18 protein-coding genes and 3 pseudogenes are annotated in these 18,549 nt (G+C 71.8%); 13 read left to right on the plus strand and 8 right to left on the minus strand.

Annotated features, from left to right (window positions below; all coding sequences use genetic code 11):
* Positions 1 to 29: 29 nt before the first annotated feature.
* Positions 30 to 589, plus strand: a pseudogene (locus ACP4J3_RS27980) (TerC family protein); the annotation flags it as partial.
* Here ACP4J3_RS27980 and ACP4J3_RS27985 read toward each other — a convergent pair.
* Positions 486 to 1,739, minus strand: coding sequence for an MFS transporter (locus ACP4J3_RS27985; protein WP_426538812.1), 1,254 nt, complete (start codon positions 1,737 to 1,739; stop codon positions 486 to 488). The pseudogene ACP4J3_RS27980 and the gene ACP4J3_RS27985 overlap by 104 nt on opposite strands.
* A gap of 56 nt (positions 1,740 to 1,795) precedes the next feature.
* Between ACP4J3_RS27985 and ACP4J3_RS27990 the strand changes: the two genes are divergently transcribed.
* Positions 1,796 to 2,530, plus strand: a complete 735-nt coding sequence (locus ACP4J3_RS27990) for a transcriptional regulator (RefSeq protein WP_426538813.1) — start codon at positions 1,796 to 1,798, stop codon at positions 2,528 to 2,530.
* 130 nt (positions 2,531 to 2,660) lie between these two features.
* The gene (locus ACP4J3_RS27995) at positions 2,661 to 3,542 is read left to right on the plus strand and encodes an LLM class F420-dependent oxidoreductase (RefSeq protein ID WP_426538814.1); all 882 of its coding nucleotides are present in this window, start codon (positions 2,661 to 2,663) and stop codon (positions 3,540 to 3,542) included.
* A gap of 10 nt (positions 3,543 to 3,552) precedes the next feature.
* Here ACP4J3_RS27995 and ACP4J3_RS28000 read toward each other — a convergent pair whose 3' ends face one another.
* Entirely contained in the window at positions 3,553 to 3,771 is a 219-nt protein-coding gene (locus ACP4J3_RS28000; RefSeq protein WP_426538815.1) for a hypothetical protein, read from the minus strand.
* A 116-nt stretch (positions 3,772 to 3,887) separates the two neighbouring features.
* Between ACP4J3_RS28000 and ACP4J3_RS28005 the strand changes: the two genes are divergently transcribed.
* Positions 3,888 to 4,793 carry a LysR family transcriptional regulator gene (locus ACP4J3_RS28005; RefSeq protein WP_426538839.1) on the plus strand — a complete coding sequence of 302 codons (906 nt, stop codon included), beginning with the start codon at positions 3,888 to 3,890 and terminating at the stop codon, positions 4,791 to 4,793.
* Positions 4,794 to 4,964: 171 nt separating this feature from the next.
* On the opposite strand, the gene ACP4J3_RS28010 is transcribed toward ACP4J3_RS28005, so the two are convergent.
* On the minus strand, positions 4,965 to 5,528 hold the full coding sequence (locus ACP4J3_RS28010; RefSeq protein ID WP_426538816.1) for an NADPH-dependent FMN reductase: 564 nt from the start codon (positions 5,526 to 5,528) through the stop codon (positions 4,965 to 4,967).
* Between the two features lie 101 nt (positions 5,529 to 5,629).
* On the opposite strand from ACP4J3_RS28010, the gene ACP4J3_RS28015 reads away from it, so the two are divergent.
* The 4 genes from ACP4J3_RS28015 (at position 5,630) to ACP4J3_RS28030 (ending at position 10,163) form a co-directional block, all read left to right on the plus strand.
* Entirely contained in the window at positions 5,630 to 6,304 is a 675-nt protein-coding gene (locus tag ACP4J3_RS28015) for a TetR/AcrR family transcriptional regulator (RefSeq protein ID WP_426538817.1), read from the plus strand.
* 58 nt (positions 6,305 to 6,362) lie between these two features.
* A complete protein-coding gene (locus ACP4J3_RS28020) occupies positions 6,363 to 7,397 on the plus strand; it encodes a LacI family DNA-binding transcriptional regulator (protein WP_426538818.1) in 1,035 nt (344 codons plus the stop codon).
* A 119-nt stretch (positions 7,398 to 7,516) separates the two neighbouring features.
* Positions 7,517 to 8,695 (plus strand): 4-hydroxybenzoate 3-monooxygenase, encoded by a 1,179-nt coding sequence (locus ACP4J3_RS28025; protein WP_426538819.1) that lies wholly within the window; start codon positions 7,517 to 7,519, stop codon positions 8,693 to 8,695.
* 31 nt (positions 8,696 to 8,726) lie between these two features.
* Positions 8,727 to 10,163 (plus strand): aldehyde dehydrogenase family protein, encoded by a 1,437-nt coding sequence (locus tag ACP4J3_RS28030; protein ID WP_426538820.1) that lies wholly within the window; start codon positions 8,727 to 8,729, stop codon positions 10,161 to 10,163.
* Between the two features lie 19 nt (positions 10,164 to 10,182).
* On the opposite strand, the gene trxA is transcribed toward ACP4J3_RS28030, so the two are convergent.
* A complete protein-coding gene (gene trxA / locus ACP4J3_RS28035) occupies positions 10,183 to 10,569 on the minus strand; it encodes a thioredoxin (RefSeq protein WP_426538821.1) in 387 nt (128 codons plus the stop codon).
* Positions 10,570 to 10,697: 128 nt separating this feature from the next.
* On the opposite strand from trxA, the gene ACP4J3_RS28040 reads away from it, so the two are divergent.
* The gene (locus tag ACP4J3_RS28040; protein ID WP_426538822.1) at positions 10,698 to 12,131 is read left to right on the plus strand and encodes a dihydrolipoyl dehydrogenase family protein; all 1,434 of its coding nucleotides are present in this window, start codon (positions 10,698 to 10,700) and stop codon (positions 12,129 to 12,131) included.
* Between the two features lie 39 nt (positions 12,132 to 12,170).
* Here the strand turns inward: ACP4J3_RS28040 and ACP4J3_RS28045 are convergent, their stop codons facing one another.
* On the minus strand, positions 12,171 to 12,818 hold the full coding sequence (locus ACP4J3_RS28045) for a peptide deformylase (protein ID WP_426538823.1): 648 nt from the start codon (positions 12,816 to 12,818) through the stop codon (positions 12,171 to 12,173).
* A gap of 150 nt (positions 12,819 to 12,968) precedes the next feature.
* Between ACP4J3_RS28045 and ACP4J3_RS28050 the strand changes: the two genes are divergently transcribed.
* On the plus strand, positions 12,969 to 14,369 hold the full coding sequence (locus ACP4J3_RS28050; protein ID WP_426538824.1) for a PepSY-associated TM helix domain-containing protein: 1,401 nt from the start codon (positions 12,969 to 12,971) through the stop codon (positions 14,367 to 14,369).
* 66 nt (positions 14,370 to 14,435) lie between these two features.
* Here ACP4J3_RS28050 and ACP4J3_RS28055 read toward each other — a convergent pair.
* The 3 genes and pseudogenes from ACP4J3_RS28055 to ACP4J3_RS28065 form a co-directional block, all read right to left on the minus strand.
* Positions 14,436 to 14,718 (minus strand): annotated as a pseudogene (locus tag ACP4J3_RS28055) (tetratricopeptide repeat protein).
* Between the two features lie 50 nt (positions 14,719 to 14,768).
* Positions 14,769 to 15,215, minus strand: coding sequence for a MarR family transcriptional regulator (locus ACP4J3_RS28060; RefSeq protein ID WP_426538825.1), 447 nt, complete (start codon positions 15,213 to 15,215; stop codon positions 14,769 to 14,771).
* Complete coding sequence (locus ACP4J3_RS28065) at positions 15,212 to 15,727, minus strand: MarR family winged helix-turn-helix transcriptional regulator (RefSeq protein ID WP_426538826.1); 516 nt, start codon at positions 15,725 to 15,727, stop codon at positions 15,212 to 15,214. The genes ACP4J3_RS28060 and ACP4J3_RS28065 overlap by 4 nt, the downstream gene beginning before the upstream one ends.
* 113 nt (positions 15,728 to 15,840) lie before the next feature.
* Here ACP4J3_RS28065 and ACP4J3_RS28070 point away from each other — a divergent pair, with 113 nt between their 5' ends.
* The 3 genes and pseudogenes from ACP4J3_RS28070 to ACP4J3_RS28080 all read left to right on the plus strand — a co-directional run bounded on the left by ACP4J3_RS28070 (position 15,841) and on the right by ACP4J3_RS28080 (position 18,442).
* The gene (locus tag ACP4J3_RS28070; RefSeq protein ID WP_426538827.1) at positions 15,841 to 16,806 is read left to right on the plus strand and encodes a pirin family protein; all 966 of its coding nucleotides are present in this window, start codon (positions 15,841 to 15,843) and stop codon (positions 16,804 to 16,806) included.
* Between the two features lie 188 nt (positions 16,807 to 16,994).
* Positions 16,995 to 17,831 (plus strand): annotated as a pseudogene (locus ACP4J3_RS28075) (IS5 family transposase).
* Between the two features lie 23 nt (positions 17,832 to 17,854).
* Complete coding sequence (locus ACP4J3_RS28080) at positions 17,855 to 18,442, plus strand: terpene synthase family protein (RefSeq protein WP_426538828.1); 588 nt, start codon at positions 17,855 to 17,857, stop codon at positions 18,440 to 18,442.
* The last annotated feature ends 107 nt before the right edge of the window (positions 18,443 to 18,549 follow it).

An 18,549-nucleotide genomic window follows, 5' to 3' on the forward strand; every position in this document is an offset into this window, starting at 1 on the left:
CCACCCGCACCAGGAGTACCACCCGTGAGCGTTTCCCTCACCGTCTGGCTGCCCTCAGGGAAGCGGGCACGTGGACGATCGTCTGGGTCGTCCTGGCCGGTCTCTTCGGTCTCGGCCTGCTCCACTACGGCGGCACCCGGCCCACGGGCGAGTTCCTAGGGAGTACCAGGAGAACAGGCTGCTGAAGCTGGTGGAGCGACGATTCGGTGTGGCCGACCGCTACCACGGCACCAAGCTGAGCATCGAGCAGAACGGCAAGCGGGTCATGACCCCGATGCTGGTCGTGATGCTCGTGATCGGCTCCACCGACGTGCTGTTCGCCCTGGACTCCATCCCCGCCATATACGGGCTGACGCAGGACCCGCACATCGTGTTCACGGCCAACGCCTTCGCGCCGATGGGGCTGAGGCAGTTGTACTTCCTCATCGGCGGCCTGCTGGAGAAGCTGGTCCACCTCAGCTACGGCATCCCCTTCTCGCTGGGCTTCATCGTGCTCGTCCTGGCGGTGACGACGGTGACCAGCCTGCGCGCTGCGCAGCGGCAGGAACTCGCCGGGGCCGGGCGCGGCGCGTCAGCAGATGGCGGGTGAGCGCCACCGCCGTGAGCGCCGCGACCAGCACGCACACCCCGCCCCACCCGAAGCGGCCGTAGGCACGGGCGCCCAGCCAGGAGCCGGCCGTGCCGCCCAGGTAGGCGCAGGTCATGTACGCGGTGTTGAGGCGGCTGCGGACATCGGCGCCCAGGCCGTAGATCCGCACCTGGTTGGCCACCATGCCGGACTGCATGCCGACGTCCAGCAGCAACGTGCCGACGACCAGCGCGGTCAGTCCGGGCACGCCGCCCAGGCCGCCGAACGCCAGCACCACCGCCGACGCGCCGACCACGAGGAAGCACACCAGGTTGACCAGGTCCGCGCCCCGGCGGTCCACCAGCCGCCCCGCGACCGGCGTGCACAGCATCATCGCCGCGTTGACCAGGGCCAGCAGCCCGGCGGCCGTGGCGTCCATGCCGTACACCGGGCCCGTGAGCAGCAGTGCCACGCCGGTCCACACCGCGCAGAAGGCGCCGAACACCGTCGCCTGGTACAGGCACGAGCGGCGCAGCTCCGGCTCGGTGCGCAGCAGCCGCAGGGGTGCGGCGAGCAGCGCCGGGTATGGCGTCGCGGTGGCCGGGGGCAGCGCCGGCAGGAGTCGGGCCAGCAGGGCCGCGACCATGAGGGACACCGCGGCGGCCACGACGTACGGCGCCCGCCAGCCCAGCCAGTCGCCGAGGGCGCCGCCGAACGCGCGGGACAGCAGCATGCCGGCGAGGGCGCCGCTGAGCAGGGTGCCGCTGACGACGCCGCGCCGCTCGGCGGGCACCAGGCCGGCCGCCAGCGGGCCGGCGAGCGGGGCGATCACCGTGGCCGCGCCGACGAGGGTGCTCGCGGCGACCAGCGGCAGCAGCGCAGACGCCGTGCTCGCGGCGAGCAGGCCGAGGCCGGTCAGTGTGAGCAGGCCGACGAGCAGTCGGCGCGGCCGCAGCCGGTCGCCGAGCGGGACCAGCAGGAAGATGCCGGCCGCGTAGCCGAACTGGGTGGCCGTCACCACCGTGGCGGCCGCGTCGGGGGAGACGCCGAGGCCGGAGGCCACCAACGGGCCGATCGCCTGCGGGAAGTAGACATTGCCCACGGCGACCCCGCACGCGAAGGCGAGCAGCGCGATCGCGCAGGTAGTCTGCCGGGGATTGCGATCCGTCATACGCCGAAGTCCACAGCGGCGACGGGCGGTTGCCAAAGGATGTAGCCGGAGGCTAAATGATCAGCTTCCTGCTCGACGGCGACGACCTCGCGGACACCCGGTTCGCGATCTCGCCGTTGCGCGAGGCCATGGGCAGCCTGCGGGCCCTGCGCGCCCCCGCCCTCTACCCCCTGCACACCCCGTGGCGCCGCTCGGTCCTCGACCGCCTCGACCCCGCCGACGCCCGGCTGCTGCGCGCCCTGGTGGGACCGACCCTGGCCCTGCCCGACTTCCTCACCCCGCGCCCGACGACCTTCGCGCCCACGCTGGAGGACCAGCTCGCCGCCGTACGGTCGACACCGCCGGATCTCGTACGACGCGACCTGCACGCGGCCCATGCCCCGCACCCCCTCCCGGACGCCCTGCGGCAGATCACCGCACCCGGCGACGCCCCCGTGGCCGAGCTGCTGGAAGAGCTGTCCGACCTGCTGCGGCGGTACTGGGAGTCGGCCATCGGGCCGGACTGGCCCCGGATGCGGCTCGTCCTCGAGGCCGACATCACCCACCGCGCCCGGCAGCTCGCCATGGGCGGAGCGCGGCTCCTCTTCTCCGACCTGCACCGCAATGTGCGCTGGCGCGACGGCGTCCTGCGCGTCGAGCAGATGATCGGCCGGCACGAGGTGGACGGATCCGGGCGCGGGCTGCGCCTGGTGCCGTCCCTGTTCGCGCACAAGCCCGCGCCCCCGGTCAGCGCCGACGACCCAGCATCTGAAGGTGCTGCACGCGACGGGACTGCTCACCCGGGCCCGTGACGGGCGGCGCGTGCTGTACCGGCGCACCGCGCTCGGCGACCAACTCGCCGGCCGGGCTTGACTTCGAGAGCGCTCGAAGTTCTAGCGTCACCCGTGACGGGGGCGAGGTCCGGGCGAACGGAGACAGGACATGCGCGTCGGCGTGCACATCAACCGCTTCGACCACTCCGGAGGAGGCCCCGCGCTCGGCACCGAACTCGCCGCCGCGGGCGCAGCCGCCGAGGAAGCCGGCGTGAGCTGGCTGTCGGTCATGGACCACTACTTCCAGATGGAGTTCAACGACCGCGCCGAGGACCCCATGCTGGAGGCCTACACGACCCTCGGCTACCTCGCCGCCCACACCTCAACGGTCCGCCTGGGCACCCTGGTGACCGGCGTGACCTACCGCCACCCCGGCCTGCTCGCCAAGATCGCCACCACCCTCGACGTACTGTCCGGCGGCCGGGCCGCCCTCGGGATCGGCGCCGCCTGGTACGACCGGGAGCACCAGGGGCTCGGCGTGCCGTTCCCGCCGGTCGCCGAGCGCTTCGAGCGACTGGAGGAGACCCTGCGGATCTGCCTGCAGATGTGGAACCCGCAGGCCAACGGCCCCTTCGAGGGCAAGCACTACCGGCTGGCCGAGACCCTCTGCGTCCCGGCACCGGTCAGCGCCCCGCACCCCGAGATCATGATCGGCGGGGGCGGCGAGAAGAAGACGCTGCGGCTGGTGGCCCGGTACGGCGACGCGTGCAACCTGTTCACCACCTCGCCGGAGGAGGTCGGGCGCAAGCTCGATGTGCTGCGCGGCCACTGCGACACCGAGGGGCGCGACTACGACCGGATCCGCAAGACCGTCCTCTACGCGGGCGAGGCCGCCGCGACGGGCGACCTCGACGCCTTCACCCGGGACATCGCCGGCTACACCGAACTCGGCATCGACACGGTGATCCTCGGCCCGCGCACCGGCGAACCGGCCGCGTTCATCGAGAACTTCGCGGCACCGGCCGTGCAGCGGCTCGCCGGGCTGGACTGAGCGGGCGAGGTCACCGGCAGGGCGACTGCGACGCGGAGTCGGCCGGCCGGCTTCGGGAGACGACGCGCATGCCCTGGGCGTCCACGACGCGCACCTGCAGCGAACCGCAGGCGCACCGCGTCCACACCGTGCTGCCCGCCGCCGTGGAGTGGCGGGACACCACCTGGTAGGGCTCGGCGCCGTCGGGCCACCCGCAGTGCGGGCAGACGGTGCCGGTCGTGCTGGTCATGGCGACTCCTCGTACTTCGGTGGCTGGTTCGGCCGTCGCGACACCACCAAGGGTGCGATGCGTCTTCGTACACGTCCAGGTTGACTTTGTGGACCTCACCTTGAAGCGTGGGCTTCATGATTGACCTGCGCCGACTGCATGTACTGAGAGCTGTTGCGCACTATGGCACGGTCACCGCGGCCGCCCGCGCCCTGCACTTCACCCCGTCCGCCGCCTCCCAGCAGATCCGCCAACTCGCCCGCGATCTGGGCGTCGACCTGCTGGAACCGCAGGGCCGCGGGGTGCGGCTGACCCCGGCGGCCGAGAGCCTGCTGGCGCATGCCGACGCGATCCAGGCCCGCTGGGAGCTGGCCGAGCTCGATCTGCGGGCCGATCACGGCGCGCCCGCCGGGCCGCTGCGTGCCAGTGGCTTTCCGCTGGCGGTGTCGGTGCTGCTCGCGCCCATGGCGTCCCGACTGCGCGAACGCCATCCACGGCTCAGCGTCCGCATCCAGGAGGCCGAGGTGCCGGTCAGCTTCGACCTGCTCTTCGAGGGGGAGATCGACCTGGCCGTCGTCGAGGCGACGATCTACAACCCGCCCCTGAGCGACGACCGCTTCGATCAACAGCCGCTCCTGGACGACCCGTTCGACCTCGTCGTCCCCGAGGGCCACCCGCTCGCGGGGCGGGACGGTGTCGACCTCGCGGAGGCGGCGCACGAGGAGTGGATCGCGCCGGTGCCGGAGAGTCCCTGCCGTCCGCATGTGCTGTCGGCGTGCGGGGAGGCCGGGTTCACCCCGGACATCGTGCATCACGCGATGGACTGGAACGTCATGGCCCACCTCGTCGCCCACCGCCTCGGCGTCGCCCTCGTCCCCCGCCTCGCCCACCTCACCCCGCACCTGCCGATCACCCGCGTCCGCTGCACGGGCAACCCCCACCGCAAACTCCTGACCTGCACCCGGGGTGGCGGCCACGCCCGCCCGGCGGTGGCGGCGGCCCTGACGGAGCTGCGCGATCTGGCGCCGACGGCGGTGGCTTGAGACAGGGGGGAGTCTTTAGACGTCTTTAGACAGGGGGGCTGAGGCAGAGGGTGAGACAGGGAGGAGGGCCGGAGCGCTCGGCTCCGGCCCCCTGGGGCCTGCTCTCGGTCCTCGGTTCCCCGCCTGCGCCCCGACACCCGGCACGCACGCTCGCGGCGACCTCCGGTGAGGTCAGGCGGCGACCGCCTCGCCCGCGTGCCCGTGGACGCGCGCGATGACCTCGGTGAGCTGGGCGGCGACCTCGGCGTCGTCGGCCGGGTGGGTCTCGGCGAAGCGGGTCACGGAGCCGGGGATGGACAGCTTGATGTCCTCCAGCACCTTGCCGCCGGCCACACCGACGGACTTGCGGGCCTCGTCCTGCGCCCACACACCGCCGTACTGGCCGAACGCGGTGCCGACCACGGCGACCGGCCTGCCCGAGATGGCTCCGGCGCCGAACGGGCGGGACAGCCAGTCGATGGCGTTCTTCAGGACGGCCGGGATCGTGCCGTTGTACTCGGGCGTGAACAGCAGCAGCGCGTCGGCGCCGGCAGCGGCCTCGCGCAGCTTGGCGGCCGTGGCCGGGACGCCGCCCTCGACGTCGATGTCCTCGTTGTAGAAGGGGATCTCGGCCAGGCCCTCGAAGAGCACGACCTCGGCGCCCTCGGGAGCGAGCTTGACGGCCGCCTCGGCGAGCTGGCGGTTGTGCGAACCGGCACGAAGGCTGCCGACGAGCGCGAGGATACGAACAGACATGCGAACTCCAGGAGTCTTGAAACAGTGCCGTGACATATTCGGACCGGGGTCCGTTTAGATTTCTACCACCCTAACCGGACCGCGGTCCAGTTTCATTCCCGATGCTTTACTCTTGCTTCATGTCCGCACCCGAGCCGCCCTTCCCGAAGCCCCAGGAGCCCTTCGGCACGCCACAGTTGCTGGAGGTCGGCGCCGCCCCCGACGAGCCCTGCCTGCGCGCCGACGCCGCCCGCAACCGCGCCCGGCTGCTGGACGCCGCCGCACGGCTGATCGCGGAGCACGGCGCGGCCGGGGTCACCATGGAGGCGGTGGCCGCGGAGGCGGGCGTGGGCAAAGGGACGGTCTTCCGCCGCTTCGGCGACCGCACCGGCCTGCTGACGGCGCTGCTCGACCACTCCGCTCGGGGGCTCCAGGCCGACTTCCTCGGCGGGCCGCCGCCGCTCGGCCCCGGCGCCGAGCCGGTCGAGCGGCTGCGGGCGTTCGGCGTGGCGGTGCTGTACCGCGCGGCCGATCAGCTGGATCTGCAACTGGCGGCCCAGCCCGAGCCCACCCGCCGGTTCCTGCACCCCTCGTTCAAGGCGCTGCACACCCATGTCACGGTGCTGCTGCGGCAGATCCAGCCGGACGCCGACTGCGAACTGCTCGCCCAGACGCTCATGGCGTATCTCGACCCCGCCCTGATCAACCACCTGACCCGACAGTGCGGGATGCCCATGGAGCGACTGGAGAAGGGCTGGATGGACCTGGTGGCCCGCGTGACGCGCACAGCGGTGTGAACGGTCAAGGGCCCTGAGTTCAGGCCCGAGTACAGGTTCTGCAAAGATGCGGTGCGTCATGGTGCAGATACCGAAAACGCCCGCGCCCGCTCTCCCCGCACCGCGCTCGGTACCCACGAGCGCCGATGTGGCCCGCCTGGCCGGCGTCTCGCGCGCGACCGTCTCCTACGTCCTCAACAACACCAGCGCCGTCCGGATCAGCGAGCCCACCCGCCGCCGGGTCCGCGAGGCCGCGAAGGAACTCGGCTACGTCCCGCACGCCGCGGCCCGCAGCCTGCGCGCCGGACACAGCCGCATGGTCCTGATGCCCACGCCGAGCTTCGCCGCCGGCCACCTCTACAGCCACTTCCTCAGCGACCTCCAGTTGGCCCTCGGCCGCCTCGACTACACCGTCGTCCAGCACGGCAGCGTCGGCCTGCACGGCGACGAGGCCGCCCGCGCCTGGGCCGAACTGCGCCCCGTCGCCGTCCTGGTGTCGGGCTCCGGCCTCGGCCCGAAAGGTGTGACCGTGCTCAAGCGCTCCGGCGCCCGGGCCGTGATCACCCTCGGCCCCGACTCCGTCGAGGGCGCCCACACCCTGCTGATGGACTTCGAGGCCGTCGGGCACTGCGCGGGCAGCCACCTCTACGAGCGCGGCAGGCGCCGGATCGGCGTCGTCGTACCCGAGGAGGACAAGCTGGAGGCCTTCTCCACCCCCCGGCTGGAAGGCGTACGCCGCGCCCTGCACGGCACGGACGCCACCGTGACCGCGCTGCCCCTGGCCTACACCGAGGAGTCGGCCGCACGGCTCGCCGCCCGCTGGCGCGACCTCGGCCTCGACGCGGTGTTCGCCTACAACGACGAGTACGCGATGCTGCTGATGCGGGCCCTGCAGGACGAAGGCGTCGACGTCCCCGCCGAAACTGCCGTCATGGGCGCCGACGACCTGATGCTCGGACGGCTGCTGCGGCCTAGGCTGAGCACCGTCCACATCGAGCTCCCGTCCAGCCGCGACCTCGCGGAACTGGTCGACCGCGCGGTGCGCAACCCCGGCACGGCCCCCGGGACGCACCAGGTGCTGGGGGCGACGGTGGTGCACCGCGAGTCGAGCTGAGGGCCCAGGGGGTGTGGTGAGCGTCCCGCACAGCACCCGCACGGGACTCTCGAAACACGCCGTCGGACAGGCCCCGGCGGCCCGGCCGACGTACCGTCGAAAGCCAGGGAGGCGTGGGAATGCGCACGACGGTCGGCATCATCGGCGGCGGCCCCGCCGGGCTGCTCCTCGCCCGGCTGCTGCATCGCGCGGGCGTCGACTGCGTGGTGCTGGAGGCCAGGACCCGGGAGTACGTCGAGCAGCGCCAGCGGGCCGGGATGCTGGAGCAGGGCACGGTCCACGCGCTGCGCGAGGCCGGTGCCGCCGAGCGGCTGGAGGCCGAGGGCCTGGTGCACCGGGGCATCGAGCTGCGCTTCGACCGGGAACGCCACCACATCGACTTCCCGGCCCTGACCGGCGGCCGTACGGTGACGATCTACGCGCAGACCGAGATCGTGAAGGACCTGGTGGCGCTGCAACTCGCCGACGGGCCGCCGCTGTTGTTCGAGGCCGAGGCGCTCGCCGTCGAGGCGCCGCAGAGCGCGACGCCTGTCGTACGGTTCCGGCACGAGGGCCGCGAGCGGACGCTGACCTGCGACTGGGTCGTCGGCTGCGACGGCTTCCACGGCATCTCCCGGAACGCCTTCCCGGCCGGCGCCGGCCGCTCCTTTGCGCACGACTATCCGTACTCCTGGCTCGGCGTCCTCGCCGAAGTCCCGCCGTCCTGCGAGGAGTTGATCTACGCACGCGGTGAGCGCGGCTTCGCCCTGCACAGCATGCGCTCACCGTCGGTCTCCCGGCTCTACCTCCAGGTCCCTGTGGACACCGACGCCGACGACTGGCCCGACGACCGCATCTGGGACGAACTCGCCGCCCGCTTCGCCATCGACGCCGACTGGACCCTGAACCGCGGGCCGATCACCTCCAAGTCCGTGACGCCGATGCGCAGTTACGTCCACGAACCGATGCGCCACGGCCGTCTCCTGCTCGCCGGGGACGCCGCCCACATCGTCCCGCCGACCGGTGCCAAGGGCCTCAACCTCGCCGTGTCGGACGTACGGGTCCTGGCCCGCGCGTTCGCCGAGCTGGACCGTACAGGGAGTACAGCACTCCTCGACAGGTACTCGGAGGTATGCCTTCAACGCGTGTGGCAGGCCACCCGATTCTCGGATGACATGACTAAGATGTTGCACGCTCAACCAGATGGGGATGTGTTCGACCACCGGATGCAGCTCGCACGTCTGCGCCGGATCACCGCATCCCGCCACGCCGCCGCCGAACTGGCGGCGAACTACGCGGGACTTCCACTGCCTGTGTGAGTCCCGCCAGGTGATCGAACGGAGAGTCGCAATGCCGTTGCTCGACCCCAGGACCTGGCAGCCCCGCTCCCTGCGGGGAGGCGAGTACGCCGTCACCGAGCCCGCCACCGGCGACACGCTCGCCGCCGTCACCCTGGCCTCCGCCGAGGACATCGCTACCGCCGCCGAGGCCGCCCGTGCCGCGCAGACCGAGTGGGCGCGCCTGCCGCACTTCGCGCGCGCCGCGGTGCTGCGCAAGGCCGGCGACCTGTTCACCGCGCACGCCGCCGAACTGCGCGAATGGCTCGTGCGGGAATCCGGCTCCATCCCCGGCAAGGCCGACTTCGAGCTGCACGTCGCCGCTCAGGAGTGCTACGAGGCCGCCGCCCTCGCCTCCCGCCCGGCCGGGCAGATCCTGCCCAGCGAGGCGCCCCGGCTGTCGTACACCCGCCGGGTGCCGGTCGGCGTCGTCGGCGTGATCTCGCCGTTCAACGCCCCGCTGATCCTCTCCATCCGCTCCGTCGCCCCGGCCCTCGCCCTCGGCAACGGCGTCGTCCTGAAGCCGGACCCGCGCACGGCGGTCTGCGGCGGCCTCTCCCTCGCCGCGGTCTTCGCCGAGGCCGGTCTGCCCGAGGGGCTGCTGCACGTTCTGCCGGGCGGCCCGGAGGCCGGTCAGGCGCTGGTCGCGGACCCGCGCGTGCCGGTCATCTCCTTCACCGGCTCCACGGCCGCGGGCCGTGCCGTCGGTGAGGCCGCCGGTCGCCATCTCAAGCGCGCGCACCTGGAGCTGGGCGGCAACTCCGCCCTGGTCGTGCTGGAGGACGCCGACATCGACGCGGTGATCTCCACGGCCGCCTGGGGTTCCTTCTTCCACCAGGGCCAGATCTGCATGACGACCGGCCGCCACCTCGTCCACGAGTCCCTGTACGAGGAGTACGTCGAGCGGCTCGCGGCCAAGGCCGACGCCCTCGCCGTCGGCGACCCGCACCGCGCCGAGGTCCACCTCGGCCCGCTCATCGACGCCGGCCAACTCGGCAAGGTGCACGGCCTGGTCGAGGCCAGCACGTCACGGGGCGCCAAGCTGGCGGCGGGCGGCACCCACGAGCAGCTCTTCTACCGGCCGACGGTGCTCGCCGGCGTCGACGACGAGACCCCCGCCTACGCCGAGGAGGTCTTCGGCCCGGTCGCCCCGGTACGTTCCTTCGCCACCGCCGACGAGGCCGCCGCCCTGGCCGCGGCCAGTTCCTACGGCCTCTCCCTGGGCATCGTCACCGGCGACGCCGCCCGCGGCCTGGACCTGGCCGAGCGGATCCCGACCGGGATCGTGCACATCAACGACCAGACCGTGAACGACGAGGCCGTCGCCCCGTTCGGCGGCATCGCCGCCTCCGGCACCGGGGCCCGGTTCGGCGGCGAGGCCAACCTGGAGGCGTTCACCGACGTGCGCTGGACGACGGTGCGCGGCGACGTGGCGGCGTACCCCTTCTAGGCCTGGCTGGTTCCAGGCCCTACTGGCCGTCCTGCTCGGCCTGCGCCTGCTGGGCGGCCACGGCCTTGCGGACCTCGTCCATGTCGAGCTTGCGGGCCTGCCCGATGACGTCCGTGAGGGCGGCCTCGGGCAGGGCACCCGGCTGCGCGAACACGGCGACACGGTCACGGACGATCATCAGCGTCGGGATCGACTGGATGCCGAAGGCGGCGGCCAGCTCCGGCTGCGCCTCGGTGTCGACCTTGCCGAACACAAGGTCCGGGTTCTCCTCGGCGGCCTTCTCGTACACCGGGGCGAACTGACGGCATGGCCCGCACCAGGATGCCCAGAAGTCGATCAGGACGAACTCGTTGTCCGTGACCGTCTGGTCGAAGTTGTCCTTGGTGAGCTCCACGGTGCTGCTCATGGCGTTGATCCCTCATCCCTGTTGCTGGTGTACGGGCGAAGCCGTCGGCGACAACACGACCGTACGGTCACGTATTCCGCGCGCGTACCCGTGTGGCCTCGCCGCACACCACCCGTAAGACTGAGCCCATGACGGAAACGGATTCCATCGCGTACGACGTCGTGGTGCTCGGAGCGGGACCGGTGGGGGAGAACGTCGCCGACCGCACCCGCGCGGCCGGCCTGTCCACCGCGGTCGTGGAGAGCGAACTGGTCGGCGGCGAATGCTCGTACTGGGCGTGCATGCCCAGCAAGGCCCTGCTGCGCCCGGTCATCGCCCAGGCCGACGCCCGCCGCCTGCCCGGCCTCGCCCCGGCCGTGCAGGGTCCCCTCGACGCGGCCGCTGTCCTCGCCCGACGCGACGACTACACCTCGAACTGGCACGACGACGGCCAGGTCCAGTGGCTGAACGGCATCGGCGCCGACCTCTACCGCGGCCACGGCCGCCTCGCCGGCCCCCGCACGGTGGAGGTGACCGGCCCCGACGGCGTACGACACGTCCTGACCGCCCGGCACGCCGTCGCCGTCTGCACCGGCAGCCGGGCCGTCGTGCCCGACCTGCCCGGCATGGCCGCGGTCAAGCCCTGGACCAGCCGCGAGGCCACCAGCGCCCGGAGCGTGCCCGGCCGGCTGATCGTGGTCGGCGGGGGAGTGGTCGCCACCGAGATGGCCACGGCCTATCAGGCCCTCGGCTCACAGGTCACGCTCCTGGTCCGCGGCAAGGGCCTGCTGAACCGCATGGAGCCCTTCGCCGGCGAACTCGTCGCCGAGGCGCTCACCGAGGCCGGTGCCGATGTCCGCACCGGGACCTCGGCCGAGACGGTGACCAGGGAGAACGGCACGGTCGTGGTCGTCACCGACCACGGCGACCGGATCGAGGCCGACGAGATCCTCTTCGCCACCGGGCGCGCCCCGCGCACCGACGACATCGGCCTGGAGACCATCGGTCTGGAGCCCGGCTCCTGGCTGGAGGTCGACGACAGCCTGCGCGTCACCGGCAGCGAGTGGCTGTACGCGGTCGGCGACGCCAACCGCCGCGCCCTCCTCACCCACCAGGGCAAGTACCAGGCCCGTATCGCGGGCGCGGCCATCGCGGCCCGCGCCTCCGGTGCGCCGCTCCCGGAGTCGGACCCCTGGGGCGCCCACACCGCCACCGCCGACCACGACGCCGTCCCCCAGGTCGTCTTCACCGACCCCGAGGCCGCCGCCGTCGGCCTGTCCCTGGCGGAGGCGGAACAGGCCGGCCACCGCGTCCGCGCCGTCGACTACGACCTCGCCTCGGTGTCCGGCGCGTCGCTGTACGGCGACGGCTACCGGGGCCGCGCCCGCATGGTCGTCGACCTGGAGCGCGAGATCCTCCTCGGCGTGACGTTCGTCGGCCCCGGGGTCGGCGAACTCATCCACTCGGCGACGATCGCGGTCGCCGGGCAGGTGCCGATCAGCAGGCTGTGGCACGCGGTTCCGTCGTATCCGACGATCAGCGAGGTGTGGCTGCGGCTGCTGGAGTCGTACCGGGACAACTGACGTATCGATGCAACTGACGTACCGGCGCAACCGCCGTACTCAGTCCGGCAGTTCGAAGCCGAGGGCCCGAGCCGCCTCGTCCGGGGCCGGCTGGGCCCAGTACTCGGCCATCGCCTGGTTCGAGCAGAGCGAGCGCGGCTCGGCCCGGTCCAGGTAGAGCATGCCGTCGAGGTGGTCCGTCTCGTGCTGCACGATACGGGCGGGCCACCCCGAGAACACCTCGTCGAACCCGCGCCCGTGCTCGTCCTCACCGGTCAGCCGCACCTCGGCGGGCCGGGCCACCACCGCCTGATAGCCCGGGACGCTCAAACAGCCCTCGAAGAACGCGGCACGGGCGGTACCCACGGCTTCGTACGACGGGTTCACCAGCACCCGGAACGGCTGCGGCACCCGCCCCCGCACCAGCGCCACCTCCGCCGGCACCGGCGCCGGATCCTCGATCACCGCGATCCGCAGCGCCACACCCGCCTGGGGTGCGGCGACGCCGACGCCGGGCGCCGCGTGCATGGTGACCCGGAGGGCCTCGACGAAGCGGTCCAGCAGCGCGGGGCCGAGCTGGCCCTCGAAGCGCTCGGCGGGCCGCCGCAGCACCGGATCGCCGGCCGTCATGATGGGCAACGGGCCCTCGGCGGCGAGGAGTTGCTCGACCTGCTCGGCCAGCGGGGCGCGATGGTTCGGAAGTGCCATCGCGCCAGGATGCCATGACGGTCGTATCACCGTCGGACTTCCTTGTGGCCTACGTCACTTGAGACGGCGGGAACTCGGCCGTCCCGCCGCCCGACTACTGGACTGCCACAGCAAGAGGAACGTCCTCCCCACCCCCCGGAGAAGCCGCCGATGTCCACCGCCCCCACGACCACCAGGGACGAGGCCACGCCACCCGCCGCCCCGGCAGCGCCCAAGAGCCGGTGGGCCCCGCTGCGCCCGCTGATCCTGCGCCTGCACTTCTACGCCGGCGTGCTGGTGGCGCCGTTCCTGCTCGTCGCCGCCGTCACCGGCCTGCTCTACGCCGCCTCGATCCCGGCCGAGAAGGTCGTGTACGCCGACCAGCTCACCGTCCCCGTCGGCGACCGCAAGCTGCCGGTCTCCGAGCAGGTCGCCGCCGCCCGCGAGGCACACCCGGAGGGCACCGTCTCGGCCGTACGGCCCTCCCCGGAGGACGACGCGACCACCAGGGTGCTGCTGTCCGGGGTGCCGGGCGTGGACGAGGGCCACACGCTCGCGGTGTTCGTCGACCCGTACACCGCGCGGGTGCGCGGCGCCCTCGAACAGTACGGCTCGACCGGCGCGTTGCCGCTGCGCACCTGGATCGACGAGTTCCACCGCGACCTGCACCTCGGCGAGACCGGCCGCCTGTACAGCGAGTTCGCGGCGAGCTGGCTGTGGGTGATCGCGGGCGGGGGAGTGGTGCTGTGGTTCTCCCGGCGCCGCGCCCAGCGCAAGGTGCGCGGCACCAGCGGCCGGCGCCGCACGCTCGGCCTGCACGGCAGCGTCGGGGTCTGGGCCGCGGCCGGGTTCGTGTTCCTGTCGGCGACCGGCCTGACCTGGTCGGCGTACGCCGGCGCCAACATCGCGGACCTGCGCACCTCGCTCGGCCAGGCCACCCCGGCGGTGTCCGCCGCGGCGGGCGGGGAGCACGCGGGCCACGGCGACGCGGCGGCCTCGGGCGGCCAGGCCGCGCACGGGGTCGGTCTCGACCAGGTCCTGGCGGCGGCGCGCGCCGAGGGGCTGGGCGACCCGGTGGAGATCGTGCCGCCCGCCGACGCCTCGTCCGCCTACGTCGTGAAGCAGATCCAGCGAAGCTGGCCCGAGAAGCAGGACTCGGTCGCCGTGGACCCGGCCACGGGTGAGGTCACCGACGTGCTGCGGTTCGCCGACTACCCGGTCCTGGCCAAGCTCAGCCGGTGGGGCATCGACCTGCACAGCGGCCAACTGTTCGGCCTGGCGAACCAGATCGCGCTGATGCTGCTCACCCTCTCCCTGATCCTGCTGATCGTGTGGGGCTACCGCATGTGGTGGCAGCGCGGCCGCGGCTCGGCCTTCGGCCGCCCGCTCCCGCGCGGGGCGTGGCGGCAGGTGCCCCCGCAGATCCTGGTCCCTCTGGTGGCCGCCGTCGCGGTCCTCGGCTACTTCGTACCGCTGCTCGGCATCCCACTGGCCGCGTTCGTCGTCGTGGACGTGGTCCTCGGGGAGGTCGCTCATCGGCGGGGGAAGCGGACGCCCGCGGAAGTGAAGTAGCGGGAACGACAGCCGAAGGGCCCGGTTCCGGGGGGAACCGGGCCCTCGCTCCCTCTCCCGCTCTGCTCAGAGCTGCTCGAAGTCACCCGCCAGCGCCGAGGCGAGGCGCATGTGCGGCTCGGCCTCCTCGTGCCGGCCCTGCCGTTGCAGGGTGCGGCCCAGCATCAGCCGGGCGTACTGCTCGACCGGGTCGCGCTCGACGATGACCCGCAACTCGCTTTCCGCACGCCGAAGTTGGGCCGAGTGGTAGTAGGCGCGCGGCACCGGCGTAGTCCCTGGCGTCGAAGAAGAGCTGCGCGCGCTCCCAGCGCTCGGCCGGTGTTCCGTGGTCGTAGTACATCGTGTCCACTCGTGACCTCCTTCGGCGCCGACAACGAAGGCAGGTGGTTCAATATTCCACTACTTGGTCAGGGCTGCGAACTCCGCGTTCGCCCGTTCCGTGATGAGGGTCAGTACGCGTCCGGCGGCGGCGAGATCCTCCGCCGGGATACCGGCGTAGATCCGAGTGGTGATGGGGGCGGTCTCGGCGGAGGTCCGCTCGTACAGCTCCCGCCCCGCATCCGTGATCCGCACCTGGGACGGCTCCTGAGGGGCCAGCAGCTCAGCGGCGATCAGCTCGTCGACCACGGAGTTCGCCTCCGCCGCGGCGATCTTCAGTGCGCCGGTGACGCTGTCGGCGAGGCGCTCCCGCTCGACCGGCCCCTCGGCGACGGCGGCGAGCCGGAGTGTGACGGACTGCTGGAAGGTCGCACCGTGGCGGGCCAGCACATGCTCGAGAAGTGCGCGGCCGGCGTAGTGGGCCAGGGCGATGACGCGGGGATCGACCAGGGGAGTGGTGGCGGTCATGACTGCTCCTTGTCTGACTGGCTGTCCAGGGTGAGTTCGGACTCACTGTCCGAGGTGAACGGGTCGAGAGGCGCGTCGAGCAGGATCGCCAGATCGCGCGTGAACTCCCGGGTGCGCGCGCTGTCCAGGCCGCCGAGCGGCGCCAGCAACTGCTGAAGCAGCCTCTGGACGACCTTGATTGCCTGCCGCGTCCGCTCACGTCCCTGCTCGGTCAGCGCGAGCTGCACCGCGCGCGGATCGCGGGGATCCCGGGTGCGTTCGAGGAGGCCGGCGGTCTCCAGTGTCCGCGCCAGCTTGGAGACGTAGAGCGGTTCGAGCCCGGTGTGGTCGGCGAGGCGCCGCTGGCTGGGGCGCTCGCCGCGGCGCTGCATGCCGTACAGCGAGGCCACCAGCGCGTACTGCGCGTGGGTGAGCCCCAGTGGGGTGACGGCCCGGTCGACGGCGACCCGCCATTTCGTCGATAGACGCCACACCAGGAACCCGGGCGAAACGTTCTCGGAACCCTTGCTCATGACGGATACAGTACATGGCTACTATATACATGGCGACTATTTTCTCGAACGCATCGAGACAGCCCCGGGGTACGGACTGACGAGGCGGCCCCGGCGGGGCTAGGTTGGGCGGCATGAGCAATCTTGATCGCGAGGCGGTGCCCGCCGTCTGCGGCGGCCGCGGTTTCGTCGTGGCGGAGCCCGTACGCGAACTCCTGAGCCCTCGCCGGGTCAAGCTCGGCGAATCCACCGAAGTCCGTCGCCTGCTGCCCAACCTGGGCCGTCGCATGGTCGGCGCCTGGTGCTTCGTCGATCACTACGGTCCGGACGACATCGCCGACGAGCCCGGCATGCAGGTGCCGCCGCACCCGCACATGGGCCTGCAGACGGTGAGCTGGCTGCACGAGGGCGAGGTGCTGCACCGGGACTCCACGGGCAGCCTCCAGACGATCCGCCCGCGCGAGCTGGGCCTGATGACCTCCGGCCGGGCGATCAGCCACTCCGAGGAGAGCCCGAGGTCGCACGCCCGCTTCCTGCACGGCGCCCAGCTCTGGGTCGCCCTCCCGGACGGCCACCGCCACACCGACCCGCACTTCGAACACCACGCCGAACTGCCGGTCGTCACGGCGCCGGGACTGCGGGCCACGCTGATCCTCGGCGGCCTCGACGGAGCCGCGTCGCCCGGCACCGCGTACACCCCGATCGTCGGCGCGGACCTCGCCCTGTCGCACGGCGCCGACGTACGCCTCCCGCTGGAGCCGGACTTCGAGTACGCCGTCCTGTCCATGTCCGGCGAGGCCCACGTGGACGGCGTACCGGTACTGCCCGGCTCCATGCTCTACCTCGGCTGCGGCCGCACCGAACTCCCGCTGCGCGCCGAGTCGGACGCGTGCCTGATGCTCCTCGGCGGCGAGCCGTTCGAGGAGGAGCTGATCATGTTCTGGAACTGGATCGGACGGTCCCAGGAAGAGATCGTGCAGGCGCGTCAGGACTGGATGGAAGGCTCCCGGTTCGGGGAGGTGAAGGGGTACGACGGGGCGCCACTGCCCGCACCGGAACTGCCGCCGGTGCCGCTGAAGCCACGGGGGAGAGTGCGCTGACCTGCGGAAACGCGTCAGCGTCGGTGGCCGCAGGCGGTAGGCGGCCGGGTGAGTCTCACTGTCTTCCACCTGCTTGCCGGGAGGCGTCCAAACAGCTGGCTGGCTCTGACCGGTGCGGTTGGCGATTCCACGGTGTGGCTGTCTGTGGGCGGCTGTGGCAGGACTCTTGCTGACCTAGGCAGTTTCGTTTGGATCAGCCGGTCGTTGGTCCGGGTGTGCCGTTAACAGATGCGCAGTGGGCGCGGATCGAGCCGTTACTCCCGGACCGCACGCGAAGCGGGGCGGCCGGTGGCGCGACCACCGGGAGGTGATCGACGCGATCGCGTTCAAGTTCCAGACCGGAACGCAGTGGGTCCACCTGCCGGAGTAGTACGGCAACTGGCGAGGCGTCTACAACCGGCTGCGGATGTGGGCCGTCGACGGTACCTGGGAGCGGGTGTTCACCGCGCTGATGGCCCAGGCCGACGCGGACGAGGACCTCAACTGGGCCGTCTCGGTGGACTCCACGATCGTGCGTGCCCACCAGCACGCGGCCGGGGCCCGCAAAAAGGGGCCCCGGCAGACGAACCCGGCGACCACGCCATCGGCCGCTCCCGCGGCGGACTGACCACGAAGATCCACCTCGCCGCCGACGGCCGCTGCCGACCTCTGGCGTTCGTTCTCACCACAGGCCAGGCCGGCGACGCACCTGCCTTCACCGACGTCATCACCCGCCTGCGTGTTCCCCGGCGGCGAGGGCGGCCCCGCACCAGACCGGATCTGGTCCTGGCCGACAAGGCGTACTCCTCCCGCGCCATCCGCGAACACCTGCGCAAGCGCGGCATCCGGGCAGTGATCCCCGTCCCGGCGGACCAGCAGAGCCACCGGCCTTCGACCGCGAGACCTACAAACAACGCAACACCGTCGAGCGATGCATCAACCGCCTCAAACAGTGGCGCGGCATCGCCACCCGCTACGAGAAGACCGCCACCATCTACCTGGCCGGACTCCACATCGCAGGCATCTTCCTTTGGTCCGCCAGATGATCCAAACGAAACCGCCTAACTGGGTGGCCTATCTGGAGGGCAACTTGACGGAAGAGGCCGACCGGCGGGCCGGTACCCGTCCGGATGCCGAGCAACGCACGCACAACCATCGGCGCTCGGGAGGAGTACGTCCCTCCATCGACCTCGTTGAGAGCGCCGCCTGCTTCGAGATCCCGCCGCTCGTCTGGTACAGCACGCTCATCGAATCTCTGCGTCTGTGCACGGTGGATTCGGTTATCCTGGTCAACGACTTCTATTCGCTCGAAGCCGATGAGGCTCGCGGCGATCCCAACCTGGTGACCTGCCTGATGGCGGAGCATTCCTACAGTCGCGACCAGGCCCTGGACGCCGCGCGTGATCTCCATGATCATATCGTCGACCGGTTTCTCGCCCTCAGCCGCCAGGTGCCGGAATTCTGCGCTGCGCTGGACCTGACCGAAGCGGAGTCGGTCGACGTCGCACGCTACGTCGAGGTCATGCGCCACTTGATCCGGGGCAACTACGACTGGAGCCGGACCAACGGGCGCTATTCCTCCTCGGTATCAGCCACACACGGCCCCACCAACCTCGGCTACCTCCACCCTGAAGCTCAGACCCCGGCGACTCCCTGACATCTTGTCTGTGCATGAGCCTGTCTTATGCCAGGGCTCCGTCAAGTTCCGTGATTGCGTGGAGGGGTGACGATCAGCCGGTAGGGGCGGATAGCAGAGCAGGCACG

The sequence above is a fragment of the Streptomyces sp. UG1 genome (genome assembly GCF_049974585.1).
In the GTDB taxonomy this organism is placed as follows: domain Bacteria; phylum Actinomycetota; class Actinomycetes; order Streptomycetales; family Streptomycetaceae; genus Streptomyces.